Annotated in this window: 20 protein-coding genes, 1 tRNA gene and 1 riboswitch; of the genes, 6 read left to right on the forward strand and 15 right to left on the reverse strand. The window is 59.3% G+C overall.

Going from position 1 to position 22,218, the window contains the following annotated elements; genetic code table 11:
• Positions 1–434 precede the first annotated feature (434 nt).
• Entirely contained in the window at positions 435–803 is a 369-nt protein-coding gene (locus tag ACTJK9_RS13825; protein WP_440814392.1) for a DUF6124 family protein, read from the forward strand.
• 62 nt (positions 804–865) lie between these two features.
• Entirely contained in the window at positions 866–1,240 is a 375-nt protein-coding gene (locus ACTJK9_RS13830) for a hypothetical protein (protein WP_440814394.1), read from the forward strand.
• Positions 1,241–1,268: 28 nt separating this feature from the next.
• Here the strand turns inward: ACTJK9_RS13830 and ACTJK9_RS13835 are convergent, their stop codons facing one another.
• From ACTJK9_RS13835 to ACTJK9_RS13905, 15 genes are all read right to left on the reverse strand, one after another.
• Complete coding sequence (locus ACTJK9_RS13835) at positions 1,269–2,414, reverse strand: polymorphic toxin type 44 domain-containing protein (RefSeq protein ID WP_085611632.1); 1,146 nt, start codon at positions 2,412–2,414, stop codon at positions 1,269–1,271.
• 297 nt (positions 2,415–2,711) lie between these two features.
• Positions 2,712–3,971, reverse strand: a complete 1,260-nt coding sequence (locus ACTJK9_RS13840; protein ID WP_085611631.1) for a type II toxin-antitoxin system HipA family toxin — start codon at positions 3,969–3,971, stop codon at positions 2,712–2,714.
• A complete protein-coding gene (locus ACTJK9_RS13845) occupies positions 3,964–4,281 on the reverse strand; it encodes a helix-turn-helix transcriptional regulator (RefSeq protein WP_085611660.1) in 318 nt (105 codons plus the stop codon). Before ACTJK9_RS13845 ends, ACTJK9_RS13840 begins: the two co-directional genes overlap by 8 nt.
• Positions 4,282–4,774: 493 nt before the next feature.
• Positions 4,775–4,848 (reverse strand) — tRNA-Gly (locus ACTJK9_RS13850).
• Positions 4,849–5,018: 170 nt separating this feature from the next.
• Positions 5,019–5,903, reverse strand: a complete 885-nt coding sequence (locus ACTJK9_RS13855) for an alpha/beta fold hydrolase (protein ID WP_440814398.1) — start codon at positions 5,901–5,903, stop codon at positions 5,019–5,021.
• Positions 5,904–6,219: 316 nt separating this feature from the next.
• A complete protein-coding gene (locus ACTJK9_RS13860) occupies positions 6,220–6,912 on the reverse strand; it encodes a pseudouridine synthase (protein ID WP_440814400.1) in 693 nt (230 codons plus the stop codon).
• A gap of 33 nt (positions 6,913–6,945) precedes the next feature.
• On the reverse strand, positions 6,946–7,164 hold the full coding sequence (locus ACTJK9_RS13865; RefSeq protein WP_085666781.1) for a cysteine-rich CWC family protein: 219 nt from the start codon (positions 7,162–7,164) through the stop codon (positions 6,946–6,948).
• Positions 7,165–7,169: 5 nt separating this feature from the next.
• Positions 7,170–8,657: a sensor domain-containing diguanylate cyclase gene (locus ACTJK9_RS13870; RefSeq protein ID WP_440814404.1), complete on the reverse strand. Its 1,488-nt coding sequence runs from the start codon at positions 8,655–8,657 to the stop codon at positions 7,170–7,172.
• Positions 8,658–8,825: 168 nt separating this feature from the next.
• Entirely contained in the window at positions 8,826–10,598 is a 1,773-nt protein-coding gene (gene atzF / locus ACTJK9_RS13875; RefSeq protein WP_440814406.1) for an allophanate hydrolase, read from the reverse strand.
• A 24-nt stretch (positions 10,599–10,622) separates the two neighbouring features.
• The gene (gene uca, locus ACTJK9_RS13880) at positions 10,623–14,255 is read right to left on the reverse strand and encodes an urea carboxylase (protein ID WP_440814408.1); all 3,633 of its coding nucleotides are present in this window, start codon (positions 14,253–14,255) and stop codon (positions 10,623–10,625) included.
• Between the two features lie 280 nt (positions 14,256–14,535).
• Positions 14,536–15,177, reverse strand: a complete 642-nt coding sequence (locus ACTJK9_RS13885; RefSeq protein ID WP_085611625.1) for an urea amidolyase associated protein UAAP2 — start codon at positions 15,175–15,177, stop codon at positions 14,536–14,538.
• 11 nt (positions 15,178–15,188) lie between these two features.
• Complete coding sequence (locus tag ACTJK9_RS13890) at positions 15,189–15,914, reverse strand: urea amidolyase associated protein UAAP1 (RefSeq protein WP_074691078.1); 726 nt, start codon at positions 15,912–15,914, stop codon at positions 15,189–15,191.
• Between the two features lie 13 nt (positions 15,915–15,927).
• A complete protein-coding gene (locus ACTJK9_RS13895; RefSeq protein WP_039772712.1) occupies positions 15,928–16,716 on the reverse strand; it encodes an ABC transporter ATP-binding protein in 789 nt (262 codons plus the stop codon).
• A complete protein-coding gene (locus ACTJK9_RS13900; RefSeq protein WP_440814411.1) occupies positions 16,713–17,528 on the reverse strand; it encodes an ABC transporter permease in 816 nt (271 codons plus the stop codon). The genes ACTJK9_RS13895 and ACTJK9_RS13900 overlap by 4 nt, the downstream gene beginning before the upstream one ends.
• Before the next feature lie 18 nt (positions 17,529–17,546).
• Entirely contained in the window at positions 17,547–18,614 is a 1,068-nt protein-coding gene (locus ACTJK9_RS13905; protein ID WP_440814413.1) for a putative urea ABC transporter substrate-binding protein, read from the reverse strand.
• 63 nt (positions 18,615–18,677) lie between these two features.
• Positions 18,678–18,778, reverse strand: a riboswitch (guanidine-I (ykkC/yxkD leader).
• A gap of 283 nt (positions 18,779–19,061) precedes the next feature.
• Here ACTJK9_RS13905 and ACTJK9_RS13910 point away from each other — a divergent pair.
• The 4 genes from ACTJK9_RS13910 to ACTJK9_RS13925 all read left to right on the forward strand — a co-directional run bounded on the left by ACTJK9_RS13910 (position 19,062) and on the right by ACTJK9_RS13925 (position 22,216).
• Positions 19,062–19,325: a hypothetical protein gene (locus tag ACTJK9_RS13910; RefSeq protein WP_064383076.1), complete on the forward strand. Its 264-nt coding sequence runs from the start codon at positions 19,062–19,064 to the stop codon at positions 19,323–19,325.
• Positions 19,326–19,503: 178 nt separating this feature from the next.
• The gene (locus ACTJK9_RS13915; RefSeq protein ID WP_085611621.1) at positions 19,504–19,905 is read left to right on the forward strand and encodes a hypothetical protein; all 402 of its coding nucleotides are present in this window, start codon (positions 19,504–19,506) and stop codon (positions 19,903–19,905) included.
• A 204-nt stretch (positions 19,906–20,109) separates the two neighbouring features.
• Positions 20,110–21,309, forward strand: coding sequence for a glycosyltransferase family 4 protein (locus ACTJK9_RS13920; protein WP_440814416.1), 1,200 nt, complete (start codon positions 20,110–20,112; stop codon positions 21,307–21,309).
• A 46-nt stretch (positions 21,310–21,355) separates the two neighbouring features.
• Positions 21,356–22,216: a hypothetical protein gene (locus tag ACTJK9_RS13925; RefSeq protein ID WP_085611619.1), complete on the forward strand. Its 861-nt coding sequence runs from the start codon at positions 21,356–21,358 to the stop codon at positions 22,214–22,216.
• Positions 22,217–22,218 lie beyond the last annotated feature (2 nt).

The following is a 22,218-nucleotide window of genomic DNA, read 5'->3' on the forward strand; positions in this document are numbered from 1 at the left end:
CGATGGCCGCGCAGGGGGAGGGTGGTGGGCGATGGGGAAATGCTAGCGGGTCGTGGCGAGTGTGAGAACCGGGGGAGTGTCGGGGATCTGTAAACGCGGTTTTTCGCTACGGGATGTTTAAAGAATTGGCCATGTTTACTGAACCTTCCCACACGGTTTTCAGGTTGTCCGTCGGAAGTGCGGTCTCTAGCCTGTGAGTGTCGCTGATGAATCGGCGATCGGGATTGGAACCCCGAGGAGAGTTGGAACGCACAATCGTTATTCATGACGTATGCTGCGCACCTGAATGTGTGCACTCTGTTATGGCGGCTGTGCGCGGGAGACCTTCGGGTCTGCCGGGTTGTCTCTCCCCGGGTTCCAACCTGCGTACAGCTGCCTCCTTTCGCGTGGAACCGAATGGGTCAGCTCCAACCTGTTTTTGGAGAGATGAAATCATGTTCAAGCCGACACCGAATCCACCTGAAGTCGAAACCGACCCAACGTCCCCCTACAGCTCAGTCGACTCCAGGAAGCTCAACGACGCCGCCAACCGCGCCCTCGATCACTACCTCTGCCCCGGCGCCCATGTCATGGGCACGAACAACCAACCCGACCCGATGTACTTCGCCAACCCGGCCTACGACACCGAATCCCTGCTGGCCAACGCCAGCGAGTCACTGGGCTCTGCCAGCGAAATGCTCAACAACTTCGCCGCCACCCTCGACCCCACCCACCGCAGAACCGCGATAGGCATTGCGCAGTTGGTGATGCTGGGGGAATTGGCGGTGAATCAGGCGCTGGATCATGTTGAGGTGAAGAGTTAACTGCGTTGATGCAATGTTTCAGAAGGCATAAAAAAACCGGCTCATTGAGCCGGTTTTTCTTTATGAAGGTTGTCTCGTATAAATCTTCAAGGTGCGCAGGGCTCCAGCTGATCGACATCAGTGCCACTGCCAGCGCTACGGTCAACCTCGCCATTGTTCCCGATATGAATTTTAGTCGTGGGCCATTTCGGGGTGATCCTGATGCAATGGTTTTGCCCGGCATTACGCCAATCAAACTCCATAAAAAAGTCATCATCGGGAAACAGATGCCCTGGCCCGCCCGTAGACTCTCCGGAGGCAAGGTTTCCGCGAAAGATCTCATTTTGCGTATTCAGCACAAACCTCAAATCACCTGTGCCTTCTTTCGAGAAATCAATCTCGACGCGTGGCACTGCGACGTACCAAACCAGATACGTCAACACCACAAGAATAAGTAACCGCATAACGAGATAGAGCGGGCGTCGCTTACTTGCATTCGTGGACACTGACTCCATCTCCCCAATTTTCAGGTGCTACGGCGAGCACTTCATCCATGACGATTTTTGCTGTAATTCCACCGTGTGGGTATCGCTTGTACAACTTCACACCAATGCTGATGGAAACCCTGTCGGCGACGTCATCCCAAGCCCGCAGCCCTTCGACACCCGGTGACTGACGTGGCCCGGGTTTGTTCTTCCAGTCCTGGGCTTTACGAATCGAGTCAGATGCGATCTGTTCAAGTCCTGCGCCATCCAGCAAAAGGCTTTCGGATAATCCCCCAGCTCTGCCGACATAACCGTAATGGATGTTCGACCAGATGTCGTAGAAGTAATCGTATTTCCCGTGTTTGTAGTAATACGAGCCGAACCGCTTCTTGATAATCGGCTTGTGATCCCAAGGGCGATTCTGTCCAACCCGCTCCGTCCACAACGTCAATGCCGCTGCTTTCTTTCCCAGAGCCATGGTGTAGTAGTTCGGCGGTTCCCCGATTCGGGCATACCACGGCAGCTCCCGGTATTTCCTTGTCTCCGCTGCCGGATCGAAGCTGTTGGCATTTTTCATTTTCACGACCGACGGATGCAGGATGTTCCGGTTCATCTCATCGGCAATGTAAGCCGCCACGGGCTCCATGTTATCGGGGTGAGTGCAGGCGGCAGGTTTCTTTTCTTCCTCAGGTTTGGCCTTCTTGGCTGGCGGTTTTTTTGGGGCGTTAGGATCGACAAGGGCACCCACAGCCGTTGCCTTGGTTTTCAACTGAGGATCGGCCAGCAGTGTGGCCATTCGTTCCTCATCAACCTTTCCGTCAGGGCGAATCGCACCCATTAAGGCGAAATCGATAACAGGACTACCAACGGCGCTCCCAAGAACAAAACCACCAAAGGTGTCGTCACTGCCGGTGATGATCGTTCCACCGTGACTGGTGGGGCTGGAGAGGTGAGCCATTGGTCGGCCGTTAATCAGAATCGATGGAAAACCGGTGGTGATCACTGCGCCACAGCCGCACGTATCGCCAACGCGAGCGGCGCCCATGAAATTGATATTGGTATCAGCTGAGGCTGAGGCAATCGGGGTTGTGCCATGTCCTGGCAGCGGGCAAACGTGTTTATCGCCCAACCGTGCGGAAGAAAGCATGAGTCGTCCTTGTTGAATACATCCGTTAACCCCAAGCGTCCTCTTGGGTGTGCTAATGCTAGCGGAATCTCAAGGACTGGTCGCTGGGAAACGTCTGAAAACATGGCGAGCATCACGCCAATTTTGTGTGCGGCGAGAGATTACTCACGAACCCAACATACGCAACGCAGCCGAAGCCAAAAACGCGGAACGACACTTTTCCTCCGGATGCTGGCTGACGTGAAGGTCTATGGCAGGCATAAAAAAACCGATCATCGCGACTGGTTTTTCCATTTTTGGCGCTTTGGCAGAGCAATCTCAGCGAAGCCGCTCGACGTTTTCATCGATTCGTTTCTGGATGGTCTGCAACGTGTCCTGAGTGATGACGCCGGGGTACATCGTTTCTGCCATCGTCGCGAACTGATCAGCTACCTCGCAGAATCGGGCGATGATGCCGTCGGCCGTTTCAGCCGATACTTCCGCTTCCTCTGCAAGATCGAGCATGGCTTTTCGGCCGATCTCCAAAGCTTCGCCCATAACGTCCATCTGGTGGTATCCGCCGGGACCCTCGCAGAAGGTCACATCGTAGGCTGGCGCCAGCGTCCACTGGCCGGATTTCGACATTATGTAGGCGAAGTTCTTCGGGTGGTCATCGCGATTGTTGAACGCGACGTTAAAAACTACACGCTCAAACGCGAGCGCTTTCTCCCGAACGTCATTAGTGCACAGGTGGGTCGCACGCAGGAAGTTGACGTAGTCCAGCGCACCGGCATTCTGGAAATCGGCGGCCGTGAAGGCTGCGAGACTTTGCATCGGCACGCGTAAGTCGTCTTCGCGATCAAAGCGTTTGGTAGCAAACGCTGCCAGCCCGTTCGGCAGGCTGAAGTACTGAGTGTCAGGTGTCTTTATTCCACACATCCGCAAACATTCGGCGTAGACCATTTCGATGGCACATACCTCGGGATGCTCCTGCCGGGCGGGAAACTTGACCAGCCAGGCCTCGAAGCCTGATCTGGCTATGGTGGTAAAGGTGCCTGTTCGCGGATCGCGATAGACCAAGGCTTTTGGTCTGGCACCCTGCGGAGATCCACCCACCAGCAACAGCTGTTGCAAGAACTCGCCACCCTCACCCTTGAGGACTTCCTGCACCTCGGCAGCCAGCAGATCAATGGAGACCTCAACTTGCGGCTCCAGCGCCTCGGGTGCCACCGGCTCGAATGACATTGCGCCCATGGCATTGTTGCCGATGTAAGCGAGGCGCTCGAGCGGGCCGATGCGTGCAGAGTTAAGGCCGCGTCGCTTGAACAAGCGATCCATCAGAAGCATGCCCCACCCATCCGGCAGTGCATCGTAGACCGGTCCAGGCAAACCCAGTTGATGGAGCGGAAAGTCACGCCTTAACTTGGGGCCTTCCAATGGAAGTCTGTACGCCGACAATTCCAGGCCTCTACTCTTTGCCTCGTCGCTGTACTCGAACACGATCAATGGGCGACCGGTGATAGCCGTCGTGGAAACGAGCGTGCCCCACCGCCAGTGTTCACCCCAGCCGTCGTAGTAGACGTCCACTCGTTCAAGCATTTCCTGATTTCCTTTTTATGCGCTGACGCCTGGAGCTGTCTTCGTAACGAAGGATGTCGTCCAGGCTGTCCAGTTTTGGCAAGAACAGGTCTTCGATTTCCTGGACGCGCCCCACAACCATGGCCACTCGGACTACGGTTTCGAAACTGACATTCCGCCCGGCTTCAAGGTTGGCCACCGTATTGGTGCCGACACCGGCGCGAGCAGCCACATCGGCTTGTGTCATCTGCAGGGCTATCCGCTCTGTGCGCAGGCGTTGGCAGAGCCGTTTGACGATCTCGCTTGGTTTGCTGAAGCTTAATTCCAGCATGGTATGCCTTATGTCGCATAAAGGTCGGTTAATACCCAAAATTATAGAGTTAACCTTCATGCGTCAATTCAGTTAACTCCATTCTGATATGAGTTAACGGCAATTTATGTTTATAAGCCACAATAATGCAGAATTAAATTGTTGATGGTCAAACCGCTCCAGCCTGGCTTTACGTTGAGCACTCCATCGAAACCATTTCAATCTCATACCCTTGATCGTCTCCGGACGAGATGCAGCCGGGGAGGCATGCGGATCTCTCCCCGAATCTCTCCCTTGAGGCCGAACGCTTCGATAACGAGCGCTCACGACATGAGTGACTGACTGTCAGGAGCGTAAGCGCAGACGGAGGGAATTCAATCAACGTGTTGTTTCTGAATGGTTCAAAGCTGGCTGCTCGGTACCAAATCCCGGACACAAAAAAACCGGCCATCAAGGCCGGTTTTTTCTGTTTGCGCATCCCCCGTCAAACCACGACGCAGGACATAAATTCGATTGGAGCGGGTGAAGGGAATCGAACCCTCGTTATCAGCTTGGGAAGCTGGAGTAATGCCATTATACGACACCCGCTCAGAACGGCTGACTTTGTACCAGACTCGGCCACGGATTTGAAGTTTTCTTTGCACGCGAACTACGGAAAGTCCTGAAACAGAGCCGAAATCGGTCAATCGCGGGCAAGCGCTGCGGGCTGGAGGACGGCTGAATCTCAGCCTCGCAGGCTTGCTCGCGACGACACTGTTTCAAATGGCCAATGCATGGTGATCCTGGACAAACTGGTAACGCGTTCGGCTGCCCTGTTGCGCCGGTTTCAGGAAACCGAGCAGGGCGTTCTGGCTGTCCCGGCAGGCGGATTTGTGTTCCATGTCGAGGAAGTGCCCGGTGGCCTGCAGGGTGGTGAAGGTGCTCTGCGCGACGTGGTTGCCGAACAGTCGGGCGTCTTCGGCGGCGGTGTATTCGTCCCATTCGCCGTTCAGGAACAGCACCGGTACGTTGATTTTCTTCGCCGCGTTCAAATAGCACTGACGGTCGCTGTGTAGCACGTCGTTGATGTGGAAATGCATCTGCCCGTATTCGTGCTCGGCCAGGCTGCTGACGTGGCGATAGTTGAAGCGCTTGAACAGCGACGGCAGGTGTTTGCCGATGGTGTCGTTGACGAGGTGCCCGACTCGGTCGCCGTCGCGTTTGCCGAGGCATTCGACGCCTCGTTCGAGGTAATCGAGCATGTGCGCGTTGATTACTGGCGAGAACGAGCTGATCACGGCTTTTTCAATGCGTCGAGGCTGATGCGCGAGGGCGACCATGGTCGCAGCGCCACCCCAGGAGAACGACAAAACGTGCTCGGCGGCGAAGTGATCGATCAGCTCCAGCAGGATCAGACCTTCAACTTCTTTCGTCAGATGTTTCTCGTGGCGGTTGTGGACTTTCGACTTGCCCGCGTAGGGCTGGTCGTAGCAGACCACATTGAATTGCGGGTGCAGATTTTTCACGGTTTGTGCAAACGACGCAGTCGTGGCCATCGAGCCGTTGACCAGGATGATGGTCTTTTCTGCGGCGTCTGCGCGATAGAACTCCGTGTAAACCCGATACTGACCCTGTATATCCAGCACAGCGATTTCTGGCCTCATGTCATAAGACTCCTGGCAAGCAAGCGGGTATGCGCGCAAATGAGATTGCACGAGCTTTGTGACAGGTAGGCATATGCCTGGAATTTTGTGGCCCATGTCGATCCGGTACGGCAGGTCGACGGGTATTGTTATTGGCGGGCAGTCTGTCGGCTGAGGCGCAGCCCTGATGGGCTGTCTACCGACAAAAAGTTTCTTGGATGTTATGTGTGACTCATCGGTCACAATTTGGCCGACGACCTGATTCAAGCAGGGGGATGAGGATCGCGCAAGTGCCGTTGGTAAATTGTTCGACAACTTCTGCTGAGCGGTCGGCTGCTTAGAACAAATGAATCTCTTCGGTGCGCAAAGCGCGGTACTCGCCCGGTTTTAGCGCGTGATCGAGCGGCAGCGGGCCCATGGATTCGCGGTGCAGGCGCAGCACTCTGTTGTTGAAGTGGCCGAACATGCGCTTCACCTGATGGTAACGACCTTCGACGATGCTCAACCGCGCGGTTCGCGGGCCGAGCACTTGCAGCTGCGCCGGTTGGGTGGTCAGGTCCTCAAAGGCGAAGTAGATCCCCTCGGCGAACTTGATCGCATATTCCGGGCCGATCTCCTGTTCGGTCTCGACGTAATAGACCTTCGGCAGTTTGGTCTGCGGCTGGGTCAGGCGCCGCGACCAGCTGCCATCATTGGTGATCAACATCAGCCCGGTGGTGTTGAAATCCAGCCGCCCGGCGATGTGCAGGTCGTCTTTGTCCGGCTCGTGGATCAGGTCGAGCACGGTCGGATGCTCGGGATCGCGGGTGGCGCTGACGCAGCCCTGCGGTTTGTACAGCATGAAGTAGCGCGCCGGTTTGCCGGGTTGCAGCACTTCGTCGTCGACCTCCACGCGGCTGAATTCCAGGACTTCGCTGTGGGGATCGCTGACGACTTTTCCGTCAATGCGCACGCGCTTTTCCACCAGCAACACGCGAACCTGCTTGCGGTTGTAGCGGGGCAGGTTACTCAGGAAACGGTCGACACGCATGATCAGCAATCGGCAGGAAGCGGGGCGCGCATCTTACGGGATCGACGGCCTGGCCGCTTGCAGTTGCGCCTCGACCTGGGCGCAGCGCGGGCACAGGCAGGACTTGTCGCGCAGTTCCGCCGGCAGGGCTTCGAGCACTGCCGGATCGATGGAAACGCCGTAGCACCAGCAGGCGCGGTCGGCGGTGCGCGGGTCGGCCAGGGTGCAGTCGTTGCGGGCGCCGCAGGCCGGGCAGAGGTCAGGTTTGTTCATGAGTGTCAGGCATAGGTCGAGTGAGGCATTTCCACGCAGGTGCGGTTACGGCCGGTCTGTTTGGCCCGGTACATCGCATGATCGGCCCGGGACAGCAGACTGTGCAAGGTGTCATCCGGTTGCAGGGTGGTGGCGCCGATGCTGACGGTCAGATTCAGGGTGTGGCCGTTGTAGGCATATTCATGCTGTTCGACGTGCTGGCGGATCTTCTCGGCAATCTTCTGACCGGTTTCGCCGTCGGTGTCCTTCAGCAGCACGATAAATTCCTCACCGCCCCAACGGCAGACGATGTCGGAATGCCGCAGGCAACTTTGCAGGTCCCGGGCGAACCCGATCAGCACCTGATCGCCGGCCATGTGCCCGTAGGTGTCGTTCAAGGCCTTGAAGTGATCCAGATCCAGCAGCAGCGCGGTCAGCGGTTTCGGCTCACGGTGCGCTTCGTGCAGCGCTTGCACGGCGAGCAGGTCGAAGCCGCGGCGGTTGGGCAGTTCGGTGAGGCTGTCGAGGGTGGCCAGGGCGTGGATTTTTTCCTGATAGCGGCGGATCAAGCGGTTGACCAGGGCCAGCACGATCAACGTCACCAGCAGGCAGATCAGCAGGTTGAGGTACAGCGACTGGCGGATTTCGCTCAGCGCGCCGTCTTCGCGTTTGTCGACAAACAGGTACCAGTTCAACTCTGGAATAAACCGCACGTTGAGGAAATGCCCCTGGCCATGGGTGGAATATTCATAGCTGCCGCTGTGGGGTTTGGGCAGCTGGCTGACCAGGCTTTTCATGCTGTCGAGGTCGGTCAGGCTTTTCCCGACCCGCGCCCCTTCCGGCCCGCCCTCGGCGCCGGTCAAGACCAGTCGGCCGAAGGTGTCGACGAAGTACACACTGCGTTGATAGCGCTGCTGGTACTTGTCGATCAGCTTGATTACCGCGTCCACCGTCAGCCCTACGCCGGCGGCGCCGATGAAGCGTTCGTTGTAGTCGTAGACCTTGTAGTTGATGAAGAAGGTCATGTTGTCTTTGTTGGCCAGGTCCGGGTCGACGTTGATCTCGTACGGATCCTTCATGTCGCGCACGCGGAAGTACCAGGCGTCGCGTGGCTCGTCGATCTTCACCTGCTTGAGCACGCCCTTGGCGTGGTAGTAGGTGTGGGTGCTGTTGGAGACAAAGAACGCGGTATAGGCGCCGTAGTGGGTCATGACCTCGTCGAGGTAGCGGGTCATCTGGTCGCTGTCTTTCTCGCCGTTCACCACCCAGTCACGCATGAAGGTGTCGCGGGACATCATCGAGGAAATCAGGATCGGTCTGACGAGGTCTTTCTGGATTTCCGAGTACACCGTGTCGGATGTCAGCGGCAGTTCGGTGTTGACGATGTTGTCGCGGATCGACGCCCGCGAGGCGTAGTAGCTGAGCAGCGAGGTGGCGAGAAAACCTGCGCCGAGCAGGGCGATCAGGGTCAGTACCAGCGAACGTTGGGAGTGAAACGCAGATCTGAGCGGCATTGGCAATTCCGTTGACAGTGACCCGATGGGCAGCATTCTAGTGGCACGGCGGGGAAAAGACTGCGGGATTTGTGCCTGAAATGCGGGGGGATCAGCCGGGCAGGGGTGTCTGGAGAATGGCTCGCTCATCCAGCCCCCTCCCTGAAGGAGAAGGGGCTGGTTTTCGGCTCAGTTTCGGGTTTGCAGATACGCTCGCCACCCACCCAAATGGCTGATATCGATTGCCCCTTCCAGGCCGTAGGGTTCGCAGATGAATCCGCTCTCCCAGCGGCCGTCCGCCAGTTGCACCTTGCCCAGCCCCAGCGGCGCCGGGATGCCGGTCAGGAACGAGCCCAGCTCACGGCTCGGCAATTCCCAGACTTCCACCTCGATGGCCACGCCACCTTCGGCCACGCGCAGCATCCCCGGACGCAACGGTGGACCGCCGGCCAGGGCATAGAGTTTGTAGTCCTTCGAGCTGTAGGTGGCCTCGATCAGGCGTGCTTCGCGCTGGCGCAGTTGCCAGTTCAGGGCCAGCCCGTCCAGGTGCGCACCGCAGACCACCAGTCGTGCACGGTCATGGCGCGCCGGGTTGTTTGGCGTCGGCAGCCCGGGATCCTGCTGGCGCTGCAAGGCATCGGCCACGCCCAGCAGATACTGATCGGTGAACGCCCGGCCAAGCAGCGTCACACCCCACGGCAACCCGTTGGCCATGAAACCGCTGGGCACGGCGACGGCGGCGTAATCGAGCAGGTTCATGAAGTTGGTGTAGTAGCCCAATTCGGAATTGCGCAGCACCGGTTCGGCGTCGAGTTCCGCCAGCGTCACCGGACGACCGATGGTGGGCGTGAGCACGCAGTCGAGTCCTTCCAGCGCTTTATCGCAAACGGCTTTCAGCGCTTGCAGGCGGTATTGCGCACGGAACGTCTGCACGCCGCTGACGGCCGATGCTTTGGCCAGCACCGCGCGGATCACGGGCAGCACTGCTTCGGGATTTTCTTCCATCAACTCGCCGGCCACGCTGTAGCGCTCGGCCACCCAAGGCCCTTCATAAAGTAACCGCGCCGCTTCGAGGAACGGCGACAAGTCCAGCTCGACCGCTTCACCGCCCAGAGCTTTCAGACGGTCGATGGCATCGCCGAACAGCAGCGGGCCTTCCTCACAGCCGAAAAATTCCAGGTCTTGCGCACGCGGTACACCGAAGCGAAACGGCCGTGGCGCACCGAACGCGGTGCCGTCGTTCCATGACGGATTGCTGCGGCTGTATTCGTCCCGTGGATCGAGGCGCGCGGTCAGCGCCAGTAGCTGACTGGCTTCCCGCGCCGTTGCGGTGAACGTGGTGACGCAATCGAGCGTGCGACAGGCCGGCAGCACGCCGGCGGTGGAGATCAAGCCTTTGCTGGCTTTCAGACCCACCAGGTTGTTCAGCGCCGCCGGCACCCGGCCGGAGCCGGCGGTGTCGGTGCCGAGGGCAAAACTGGCAACGCCGAGCGCCACGGCCAGCGACGAACCGGCACTCGAACCGCCGGACGGATACTCCGGCAACACGCTGTTCGGGCAGGCGCCGTAAGGCGAACGGCTGCCGTTGAGGCCGGTGGCGAACTGGTCGAGATTGGTCTTGCCCAGCGGGATCGCCCCCAGCGCCAGCAGTTGCTCGACGATGGTCGCCGAACGCTCCGGCACATAGGCGAACGCCGGGCACGCGGCGGTGGTGGGAATGCCGGCGAGGTCGATGTTGTCCTTGATCGCGAACGGCACGCCATACAACGGCAGGCTGTCGAGATCGCGACCGTCGAGGGCGGCCAGATACGGTTCCAGTTCTTCGACGCTGAGCAAGTGGATGAACAGGTGGTAGTCCGGGTTCAGCGCTGCTGCTTTGTCCCGCAGCGCCAGCAGCAGTTGCCGCGGTGTGGTGTCGCCATTGCGGTAGGTCTGGCGCAGGGCATCGAGTTGCAGATTCATGGGTTGATCCTTTGGCAAATGGTTTCAGTCGAGTTCCAGCACCACGACCCGTTGTCCGGCACGCACCGCCGATCCCGGCTGCACGCGAATGTCCTGCACCACCCCGGCCATGGGCGCGAGCACGGGGATTTCCATCTTCATCGACTCCAGAATCACCAGCACATCACCGGCCGCCACGCGGCTGCCGACCTCGACCTGCACCTGCCAGAGGTTGCCGGCAATGTGGCTGTCGATACTCTGCTGGCCGCTGGTCAGCGGTGTGTCTTCGCTGCTGTCCGGCACGGCTTCTTCGCTGTCGAAGTGCGCCTGGCCACTGGCGATCCAGCGTTCGCGCTCCGCCTGAAAGGCGCCCTGTTGCTGCTTCCGGAAAGCGTCGATGCTCTCGGCTTCGCGTTGCAGAAAGGCCTGGTAGTCGGCGAGGTTGAGCTGGCTGTGTTCGATGTTCAGCTCGAAGCGGCCGAGGGGAAAGTCGCGGCGGATGCGCAGCAGTTCTTCGGCGCTGACCGGGTAGAAACGGATCTGATCGAAAAACCGCAGCAGCCACGGTTTGCCGTCGAACGCGGCGACGTCGCGATAGCGGTTCCACATCTGCAAGGTGCGCCCGACAAACTGGTAACCGCCGGGGCCTTCCATGCCGTAGACGCACATGTAGGCGCCGCCGATGCCCACCGAGTTCTCGGCGGTCCAGGTGCGTGCCGGGTTGTACTTGGTGGTCACCAGCCGATGGCGCGGGTCGAGCGGGGTGGCGACCGGCGCACCAAGGTAGACATCACCGAGGCCCATCACCAGATAGCTCGCGTCGAACACCGTGCGCTGCACTTCATCGAGGTTCGGCAGGTCGTTGATGCGGCGGATGAACTCCAGGTTGCTCGGGCACCACGGCGCGTCCTTGCGCACGGTGGTCATGTATTTCTCGATGGCCAACTGGCAGGCCGGATCGTCCCAGGACAGCGGCAGATGGACGATGCGCGACGGTACTTGCAAGTCCTGGGCGGCGCACACCGCATCCCATTCACCGGCGACGATGCCGAGCAGATCGGCCAGCGGCAATTGTTCGGGCTGGTAGTGGATCTGCAACGAACGAATGCCCGGTGTCAGGTCGATCACGCCGTGCAGGTTTTTGCCTTCCAGCGCTTGCATCAGGGCATGGGCGCGAAAGCGCAGGACCAGATCCAGTTCCGGCGCGCCGATTTCCAGCAGCAGATGGGTATCGCCGGACACACGCCCGACCAGCCGCTTGTCGTCCTGACCCAACTCCAGAACCACAGGCGAAACCAGACCCTGTGGGAGCTGGCCTGCCAGCGATGGGGCCCGAGCAGACACCGCGTCAACTTCATCGCTGGCAGGCCAGCTCCCGGAGGCATCCCATTTCAGGGCGAGATCGCGGGCAGTCTTGAGATCGACCGGCTCAAACTGCACCTTGTCCCCGGCCTTGAGCTGACCCAGTTGCCAGAGATCCGCCTCGATCACCGTCACCGGGCACACGAAACCGCCAAGGCTCGGGCCGTCCGGACCGAGGATCACTGGCATGTCGCCGGTGAAGTCCACCGCACCGATGGCATAGGGGTTGTCGTGAATGTTCGATGGATGCAGCCCGGCCTCGCCGCCGTCGGCGCGCACCCACTCTGGTTTCGGCCCGATCAGGCGCACGCCGGTGCGGCTGGAGTTGAAATGCACTTCCCATTGCGTGGCGAAAAAGGTGCCGATGTAGTTTTCAGTGAAATATTCAGGCGCGCCATGGGGGCCGTAGATGACGCGGATCCGGCGCAGGGCAGGTAATTCGCTGACGTGATGGGGGGCTAATGTCTGCCCGACGCTGCGGTCGCTCAGTGGGGCCAGGTGCAACACGTCCCCGGCGCGCAGAGCGCGCCCGCCATGACCGCCGAACTGACCGAGGGTGAAGGTGCTTTTGCTACCCAGATAATCCGGCACCTGCAGGCCGCCGCGCAGGCACAGGTAGCTGCGGGCGCCAGCGTCGAGCAAACCGCCGAGATGTAACTGGCTGCCTGCTTCGATCAACAGCACGGTGTTCATCGGCACCGCTTCGCCGTCGAGTGTCAGCGTCAACGGCGCCCCCGTCACCGCCACCACCGCGTCGCAATTGAAGCGCAGCAGCGGCCCGTTCATGGTGATTTCCAGTGCCGCCGCGCCTTCGTCATTGCCCAGCAAGCGATTGCCCAGACGCAACGCGCGGCTGTCCATCGGCCCCGAGGGTGGCACGCCCACCGCCCAGTAGCCGAGGCGACCGGGGTAGTCCTGGACGCTGGTCTGGGTGCCGGCGCTCAGCACTTCGAAGGTGTTGGCCTGGTACACCAGGCCTTCCAGGCAACGGGTCCACGGCTGGCCGCTGGCAAACGGCGCATCGAGCAGAATCTGCCGCAAGTAGTCGCGGTTGGTTTCCACGCCGTACAGCAGGCTGTCGCCGAGGGCCTGGTGCAGTTCGGCGCGCGCCTGTTCGCGGGTCGGCGCCCAGCTGATGAGTTTGGCGATCATCGGATCGAAGTAGGGCGGGATCTCGCAACCGGCCTCGACCCAGGTGTCGATGCGCAGGTGCCGACCATCGGCGACGGGGAAATCGACCGCTGTCAGCAAGCCGGGGCTGGGCTGGAAATCGCGGCCCGGATCCTCGGCATACAGCCGCGCCTGAATCGCATGCCCCTGCGGTTGCAGGCCTGCGAACAACTCGGCCAGCGGCGGCAAGTCACCGGCCGCCAACTCGACCATCCAGCGCACCAGATCGACGCCCCACACCTGTTCGGTGACGCCGTGTTCGACCTGCAGCCGGGTGTTCACTTCGAGAAAATAGAAGCGCTGCGCATCGCTGTCGAAGACGAATTCGACGGTGCCGGCGCTACGGTAATTCACCGCTTTGGCCAGTTTGATCGCCGCCGCGCACAGCGCATCGGCCATGCCGTCGGGCAGGTTCGGCGCCGGGGTTTCCTCGAGGACTTTCTGATTGCGCCGCTGCACCGAGCAGTCGCGCACGCCGAGGGCGATCACTGCGCCTTGGCCGTCGCCGAACACCTGGACTTCCAGATGCCGCGCACGCTGGATGTACTTCTCGATGAACACTCCAGCGTCGCTGAAGTTGTTCTGGCCGAGGCGCTTCACCGCCTCGAACGACTCGCTCAGTTCGCTGGGGTTACGGCACACGCGCATGCCGATGCCGCCACCGCCAGCGGTGCTTTTGAGCATCACCGGATAACCGACCTCTGCGCCGGCAGTCAGCGCGGCGTCGAGGCTGTCGAGCAGTTCGGTGCCTTCGAGCATCGGCACGCCGTGCTGTTTGGCCAAGGCGCGGGCGGTGTGCTTGAGGCCAAACACCCGCAGCTGTTCCGGAGTCGGGCCGATGAAGGCAACGCCGTGGTTGGCGCAGGCTTCGGCAAATGCGGCGTTTTCCGAGAGGAAGCCGTAGCCGGGATGGATCGCTGTGGCGCCAGTGGCTTTGGCGATGGCGAGGATCTTTTCGACGGCCAGATAAGTGCCGGCCGCTGCGCCTTCACCTAGGCTGTGGGCTTCGTCAGCTTGCAGGATGTGCAGGCTGGCGGCATCGGCTTCGGAGTACACCGCGACGCCTTCGACGTGCAGTTCACGCAAGGTGCGCAGAATGCGGCAGGCAATCGCGCCACGGTTGGCAATCAGGACTTTTTCGAACATGGCAAAACCCCTGAAGGGGATGCGGGCCGTCCCGCAGTTTTTCGATGAGCGCCGGGGTCGTCCCCGACGGCAAAATCACAATTTCGAAAGTCACCATTGACCTTGTGGGAGCGGGCTTGCCCGCGATGGCGGTGTGTCAGTCATCATCAATGTTGGCTATGCCGACGCCATCGCTGGCAAGCCAGCTCCCACAGGGTTTAGGGGTGTTTTGGGGATTTCAGGCACTGGCCGGAACGGGCCTGGCACAGGGCGAAAACCCAACGGCGCAGACGGGCGAATGTCAGTTCCATACCAGTAGCTCCGCAGGCGTCGGGTTGTAGGCGTTGCACGGGTTGTTCAATTGCGGGCAGTTGGAGATCAGCACGATCACGTCCATCTCCGCGCGCAGGTCGACGTATTTGCCGGGGGCGGAAATCCCGTCTTCGAAGGTCAGGCCACCCTCGGCAGTGACGGGCACGTTCATGAAGAAATTGATGTTCGGCCCGATGTCACCTTTGCTCAGGCGTCCGTCGTGGACGCAGGCACGCAGGTAGTTATCGCGGCAGCTGTGCATGTAGCGTTTTTCCAGGGCGTAGCGCACGGTGTTGCTCTCCTGCGCGCAGGCGCCGCCGAGGGTGTCGTGGCGGCCGCAGGTGTCGGCGATGATGGTCAGCATCGGTTTGCCAAGGTTGGAATACAAAACGCTGCCGGTGCTCAGGTACACGCTGTTCTGCCGGCGCAAAGTGCGTTGCACGTCGTAGCGTTCACGGGGATTGGCGAGGCTGTAGAACAGCGTATCGACTGCCTGATTGCCCTCAAGATCGAGGATACGCAGAGTCTGGCCGGCCTTGACCTCCATCAGCCAGGGTTCGCCGGCGGGAATGGTGGCGCGGTACACCGCAGCGTCGGGTTGTTTTTGCGAAGTGGCGATAGCAACTGACATGGCGATGATCCTCAGGCGAACAAACGGTCGGTGTTGATAAAGCCGCGCTCGTTCTCCGGGCGCGAGGTACGGCAGTGTTCGGCGACGCTGGCGTCGGCGTTCATCCAGCTCAGCTTCAGTGGTTTTGGCGCGTAGTCGGGCGACGGATCCATCGGGTGTTGCAGGGCAGTGAGGACGACGAGGGTGTCCATCGGCGCGTACAGCTCGATGTAGTCGCCGGCCTTCGAATGGCCTTCGACGAAATGGAATCGCCCGGCTTCATCGACGTTGACCCGGCTGAACAGGTTGAGGGTCATCAGCAGGTCGGACAGGCCCAGGCCCCACTTGCCCAGTTCTACCAGCAGGTTGTCGGTGCCGTTGCGAAAGAAGCCGTTGCGCAGTTCCTGATAGCGGCCCTGGCCATATTTTTCGGCGACCTCTTCAGCGCACAGCACACCGCCGAGGCTGTCGCTCCAGCCGCAGGTATCCGCCGTGATTGCCGCCAGCACCCGACCCATGTCCGAGTACAGGCAATGGCCGGTGGTGAGCTTGGCGGTGTGTTGGCACTTGAGGCTGTCGGGCAGGTTCAGGCGCTCGGTTTTCTCGTTGGCGTTGAGCAGGGTCAGGCTGACGTTGGCACCGCCGCGCAGGTCGGTCAGGCGCAGCAACTGGCCGCGTTTAAGGACGAAGGAACGGTGGCCGCCACCGGGCAGGGTTTCTTCGGCGAAGGGTGGAAACAGTTGGGTCGAATCAGTCATGGGAGCAGTCCTCTCAGGCAATACGAAGCGTGCCGGCCAACGCGGCGGGCAGGGCGTCGACGGCGGCGCGTTGGGCACGTCGGTCGCTGTTCAAAGGGATGTCGTAGGTGATGCGGGCGCCATAGGCGCCGGGGGCGTGCGGGTCGAGGCGGACCTTGTCGAACACCAGCAGGCGGGTGCCGAGGCTGAAACCTTCGGACAGGTCGTGGGTGACCATGAACACCGTCAGTTGCGTCTCGCGCCACAGCTCCAGCAGCAGGGCGTGCATGTCCTTGCGGATGCCCGGATCAAGAGCGCCGAACGGTTCGTCCAGCAGCAACACCCGCGGTTTCATGATCAGCGCCTGGGCGATCGCCAGCCGCTGTTGCATGCCGCCGGACAGTTGCGCCGGGTACTTGTCCAGCGCATGGCCGAGGCCGACTTTGTGCAGCAGCGCCGAGGCTTGTTCGCGGGCGTCCCGTTTGGCGCTGCCGAACAGACGACCGAGCAGTGGCGCCCGTGGCAGTTCGAGGCCGAGGGCGACGTTATCCAGCACGCTCAGGTGCGGGAACACCGAGTAACGCTGGAACACCACGCCACGGCTGGCATCCGGCTCTCGGGCCAGCGGCTGGCCGTCGAGCAGAATCTCGCCGCGACTGGCAGTTTCCTGCCCCAGCAGCAGGCGCAGGAAGGTTGACTTTCCGCAGCCCGAAGCACCGACCAGCGTGCAGAACTCGCCCTCGTTGACGTTGAGGTTCAAGCCTTCGAGCACCACTTGGTCGGCGTATTGCTGCCAGACGTTTTTCACCGTGATGAAGCTCATTTGGCGGCCCCCTCATACCAGGGGAATGCCCGACGGGTCAGGTATTTGAGGCCCCAATCCATCAGCCAGGCGAGCAGGGTGATCCAGACCACGTACGGCAGGATCACGTCCATCGCCAGGTAGCGGCGCACGAGGAAAATCCGGTAGCCCAGACCGTCGGTGGAGGCGATGGCTTCGGCGGCGATCAGGAACAGCCACGCCGAACCGAGCATCAGCCGCAGCGAGATCAGCAGACGCGGCAACAGTTGCGGCAGCACCACACGCAGCATCAATGTCCAGGTCGAGGCGCCGAGAGTCTGCGCCTTGATCAGCAGTTCGACGGGGATGTCCCGGGCCCGCTGTTCCAGATCTCGGGCCAGGGCCGGGGTGATGCCGATCACGATCAGCATCACCTTCGACAGCTCGCCGAGGCCGAAGACGATGAACAGGATCGGCAGGATGGCCAGTGGCGGCACCATCGACAGCACCGTCAGCAATGGCGAGAGCGGTGCGCCGAACAGCGGCAGGGTGCCGGCGGCCATGCCCAGGCATAACCCGGCCAGTGCCGCGATGCCGAGGCCGATGGCCAGGCGTTGCAGGCTGGATGCTGTGTCCTGCCAGAGCAGGTACTCACCGGTGCGACTGTCGGCATTGAACGCCAGGCGTTTCACCGCGTCGGTCATCTGCATCGCGCTGGGCAGCAGTTTGTCGTTGGGATTGTCCGCCAGGCGCTCGGCCGAGCCCATGAAATAGGCGAACAGCACCAGGGCGAACGGCAGGATCACTAGCAACAGGCGACTCGGGCGATCCGGGTGGCGATTGATCAGGCGCATGGCCAAATCCTCCGTGGCTTACAGCTTGGCGTCAGCGGCCATCTGCACGTAGGTCGGATCGAAACGCAGCTTGAGGTTGCCGGTGTCGCCGCTGGTCACGCCGTTGGCGAACGCCATGCCGACCGCGCTGGTGTCTTTCGCGCCTTCACCGAGCAAACCGTGCTGGAACGAAAACTCGGCAACCCTGCGCATGGTTTCCGGCAGTTGCTTGCTGGTGGCGAACGCCAGGGCTTCTTTCGGTGTGGAGAAGAGTTTGGTGGTGTCCAGTTGCGCCTGGAATCCGGCCAGATCGGTGCCCGAGGCTTTGGCCATGTGCTCCAGCGCGGCTTTGCTCGCAGCGTTCTTGGCGTTCATCAACTCGACCACTTCGAACCACGCGCCGGTCAGCGCCTTGCCCAGGGCCGGGTTGTCTTTGAGGGTGGTGCTGTTGACCACCATCATGTCCATGATTTCGCCGGGGATCTGGCTGGAGTTGAAGACTTCGGTCACCCCGGGTTTGGCTTTGATGTCCGAGAGCATCGGGTTCCAGGTGGTGACGGCGTTGACCTGCTCGGTGTTGAAGGCGGCGGAAATGTCGGCGTCGGAGGTGTTGACCACTTTCAGGTCTTTCTCGGTCAGGTCGACCGAGTCCAGCGCGCGGGCCAGCAGGTAATGCGAGACCGACAGTTCGACCAGGTTGACGTCCATGCCTTTCAGGTCGGCGACTTTCTTGCCGTCACCCTTGAGGACGATGCCGTCATTGCCGTTGGAGAAATCGCTGACGATCAGCGCGGTGCTGTCGACGCCACCGGCAGCCGGAATGGTGAGGGCATCCATGTTGGTCATGGTGCAGCCGTCGAACTGGCCGGCGGTGTACTGGTTGATCGACTCGACGTAATCGTTGAGTTGCACGACATCAATCTTGATCCCGTACTTCTTCGCCCATTTGTCGACGATGCCCTGGCTGCCGGCGTATTCCCATGGCATCCAGCCGGCGTAGATCGTCCAGCAGACACTGAAGTGGTCTTTCTGCGCGGCGGGGGATTGAGTGCTGATGAACGCGGCGAACGCGGCGGCGAGCAGGGCGGGCAAACGTAGTCGGGACATGGTGGCTTCTCCAGTTGATCGAGGGCGGACAGGAAGGCAACGCGGCACCGCGAACGGTGGCTTGTCTCCCGGGCTTTTGTCCCGCCGTGTAACCTCAACTGGAGGTCGCCAACTCTCGGACCAGCCACTCGCAGATGCGAGCCGGAACCCTAGTCAGCCATTGCAAATTGTGGTGCCGCGAACCTGTGATGACTCCTGCACGGGTTTGCTAAAGCGAGAGGCGTGCCAAGTCGGGTCGGGCCCTCTGCTACGGGCTTTCGTGACGTTGCGGTTGATGGCGAACGCCTGTGGGCGCTTTGTGTTGGTGCGCGGTTGCACCGTCATGCAGCGTCCGCTGCCGCTGATCCGATGCCCCTGAGGGTTGGGCACTCGGTAGCGGTCAGCCAGTCAAATCTGATGTCAGCCGGTCTGTGCCGACTGCTGTCACAGGTCTTTCAGGAGGCCGCCATGCGTATTTCAAAATTGCTACGTCGGGTGCTGCTGGGAGCAGTGCTCGGTCTAGGGCTGTCCGGTTGTTACTACTACGCCGGCGGTTACGATGTTTACTCCACGCCCTATTACTATCCCGGCTATTACTCGCCCTATTACTACGGTGGTTATTACGGCCCGCGTTACTACGGTGGCGCCCGCTATTACTACGGCGGCCATGGCTATCGCGGCGGCTACGGACGGGGTTATCACGGCGGCGGATACCACGGTGGGCACCACTAATCAGCGGCTGAATGACGGCGTTTCTGCATGAACAAGGTTTCATGAATCACTTGTTTCAAGTTGTTGCAGAAACGCACCGGATGCCGAAATCGCTGTCAGATATTCCGTCAGTCGCCGAATGAAAGACTGACGCCTGCCAGCGTCGCTGGTGTGGCTACCCGCGGTCCAGGAGGCCGCCATGTATCGCCGAATTCTTCTGTTTACCGTGATGCTTTTTTCCCTTGGCGGATGCGTCCCTTATTCCTACGGAGATGGCTACTACAGCTCAGAGGTCTACACATCGCAGGCACCTTCGTATTACAGCGGTGGCACTTATTACACCGGCGGCAGCACGTATTATTCGGCGCCGCGCTACTACCAGCCTGCACCACGCTATTACCAACCGGCTCCACGCTATTACTCGGCGCCTCGTTACTACCAACCGGCCCCGCGCTACTACGAGAACCGTCGCTGGCACGGTCATGATCGCGGACGCTGGGACGACCACCGTCGCAGTGGCTGGGATGACCGCCGGGGTCGTGGCAACTACGACCGTCACAGTGGACGCGGCGACTACAACCGACACGGCAACCGCTGGTAACCCCCCGCAAAAAAGCGGCGCATTGAGCGCCGCTTTTTTTGTGCCTGTTTTTTGCGTTGGTGTGGTTTCGCACCATCTCCTAGGGGGTTCTCGGAACCCTCCTACAGTTTTATTTCTGGGCATTTGTTAGCGTTTGTATGCACATGTTGATGTTGAAAAACTTCAATTTCATGGAGGTGTATAAGCGCGGGATATTGCTCGGATATGAATCTTCTTATCATTCATCAGAATTTTCCCGGTCAGTTTCGTCATGTGGCGTTGGAGGCATTGCGCAGGCGTCTGGGCGTCATTGCAATTGGGCGCGATACAGCGCCAGGTATTGCCGGGGTAAAGTTATTTCGATATCGACCATCAAGGAAGATGATTAATGGCGTTCATAACTATTTGTACAGATATGAAGAGGCTGTTTCGGACGGGCAACAAGTTCAACGAATATTGAAGAGACTCAGCCAGGCAGGCTTTCGGCCTGATGTAGTTCTTGCCCATCCTGGGTGGGGTGAAACGCTATTCGTCAAAGATGTTTACCCCGATGTGCCGCTAGTTCATTTCTGTGAGTACTATTACCGAGCGCGTGAGGCAGACTCTGGTTTCGATCCTGAATTTCCCTGTGCGATGGATGCGTCTTCAAGGCTTAGAGTCTTGAATTCGATGCATCTCCTGAATGTTGAACAGTGTGATGGCGGGATTGCACCTACACAATGGCAGCGCGGTCTTTTTCCTAAAACATATCAGTCTAAAATTCGCGTCATTCACGAAGGCATTGTTCAATTTGCCGAATCAGAAAAGGTCGAGTCTGTAACGCTGCCGAGTGGGCGCGTGATAAGAGCAGGTCAGCCTATCGTGACTTATGTCGCCAGAAACCTGGAACCTTACCGAGGCTTTCATAGTTTTATGAGATCCATTCCCTATATTCAGGAAAAGTGCCCGAGCGCGCAGGTCATTGTAGTGGGTGGGGATGATGTCAGTTATGGGCGGATGCCCATTGGATACCCCAACTGGCGAAGCAAGATGGTCGCGGAGGTGGATATTGATATTTCCAATGTTCACTTTGTTGGGAAGTTGCCTTATCAAACATACAGATCGGTTCTGAGTCTTTCAAAAGCTCACGTGTATTTGACATATCCATTTGTTTTGTCCTGGTCTCTGTTGGAAGCAATGGCATCTGGCTGTGTTGTCGTAGGTTCAAATACCGCTCCCGTGCAGGAAGTTATCGAAGATGGATTTAACGGGATACTTGTGGGCTTTTTTGACGCTGAGGAAATCGCCACGGCAGTGTGCAGGGTTTTAAAGTCTTTCGGTGGTTTTGAGTCTATGAAGGATGCGGCGAGGTTGAAGGCAAGCGAATTCGATGTGGTTAAAGGAGTAAGCGGTTACTTTGAAGTGTTTAAGGAGTTGATGAGGTGAGTTGTTTCGAGTGATGTGATTGGTCATTTTAAAATGGAGATTTGAAATGCTTAAGATGTCTCGCAAGGAAGTTTTTCGCCAGTGCAGAAGGGGGATTAAATATGGAGTGTTACTAGCGATCTGTTATTGGGTCGTTGATTTCTGTATCCGATGGGAGGAGGCCGCAGAGGCGCGGGAGATTTATCAGAAGAAACAAGGGGAATGCAGCAGGAAGCTGGCGGGTATGGAGCAGGTCCCGATACTTGGCGGCAGCCTGCTGGATCGTACAAGGATTCCCGGGTTCTATTTTGGATCGACATTAAGGAGCGACGGTTCCTGTATTGCCGATCTTCTTGATGGGTCATTCTGGTGGACGGGAAAAGAACTGGTTCCTGTGTATGAAACTCTTGGGGTAGAACCACCCACCAGCTGGACGCATTACCACGTTACCGCCAGGCTTTACACCAGAAGGGATACCACGGAACCGCACAATATGGGCGGACGGCATGGGGATTGGCCGGATGAGCTGGTTGTAAAGCTGAAGAACTACCCAGGCCTGGAACTTTGGCTTACCGCATCACCACCCAGTATCAAAAATGAATTCTCTGTTCGAACGTTTGTTATGCACGACTGGCGCCGGCGTGATGGAACACCACGGACGATAAATTGTGATGGTTTAAATTCGCCAGAATCTAAAGCTTCGGCCAGTGGTTTGAGTAAAGCATATCTTCTGAAAATGAATAAGGAACAGTTGGAGAATTTGGAGTTTGGCAGTTTGCGTGCGTACTGTACGGTCGAGTTGCATAGTTTTGACTTTGCAGGTGGGGATGGCCGTATACATTTGGGTACAGAAGGATTACGGGGTGCTCCTGAAGCGCTTAAGTCTGTTAGTGACTATCTTTCACGTTCAATTATTACAGGGAAGTAAAT

The sequence above is a fragment of the Pseudomonas sp. 22082 genome (assembly GCF_052046055.1).
Classification (GTDB): Bacteria; Pseudomonadota; Gammaproteobacteria; order Pseudomonadales; family Pseudomonadaceae; genus Aquipseudomonas; species Aquipseudomonas pharyngis.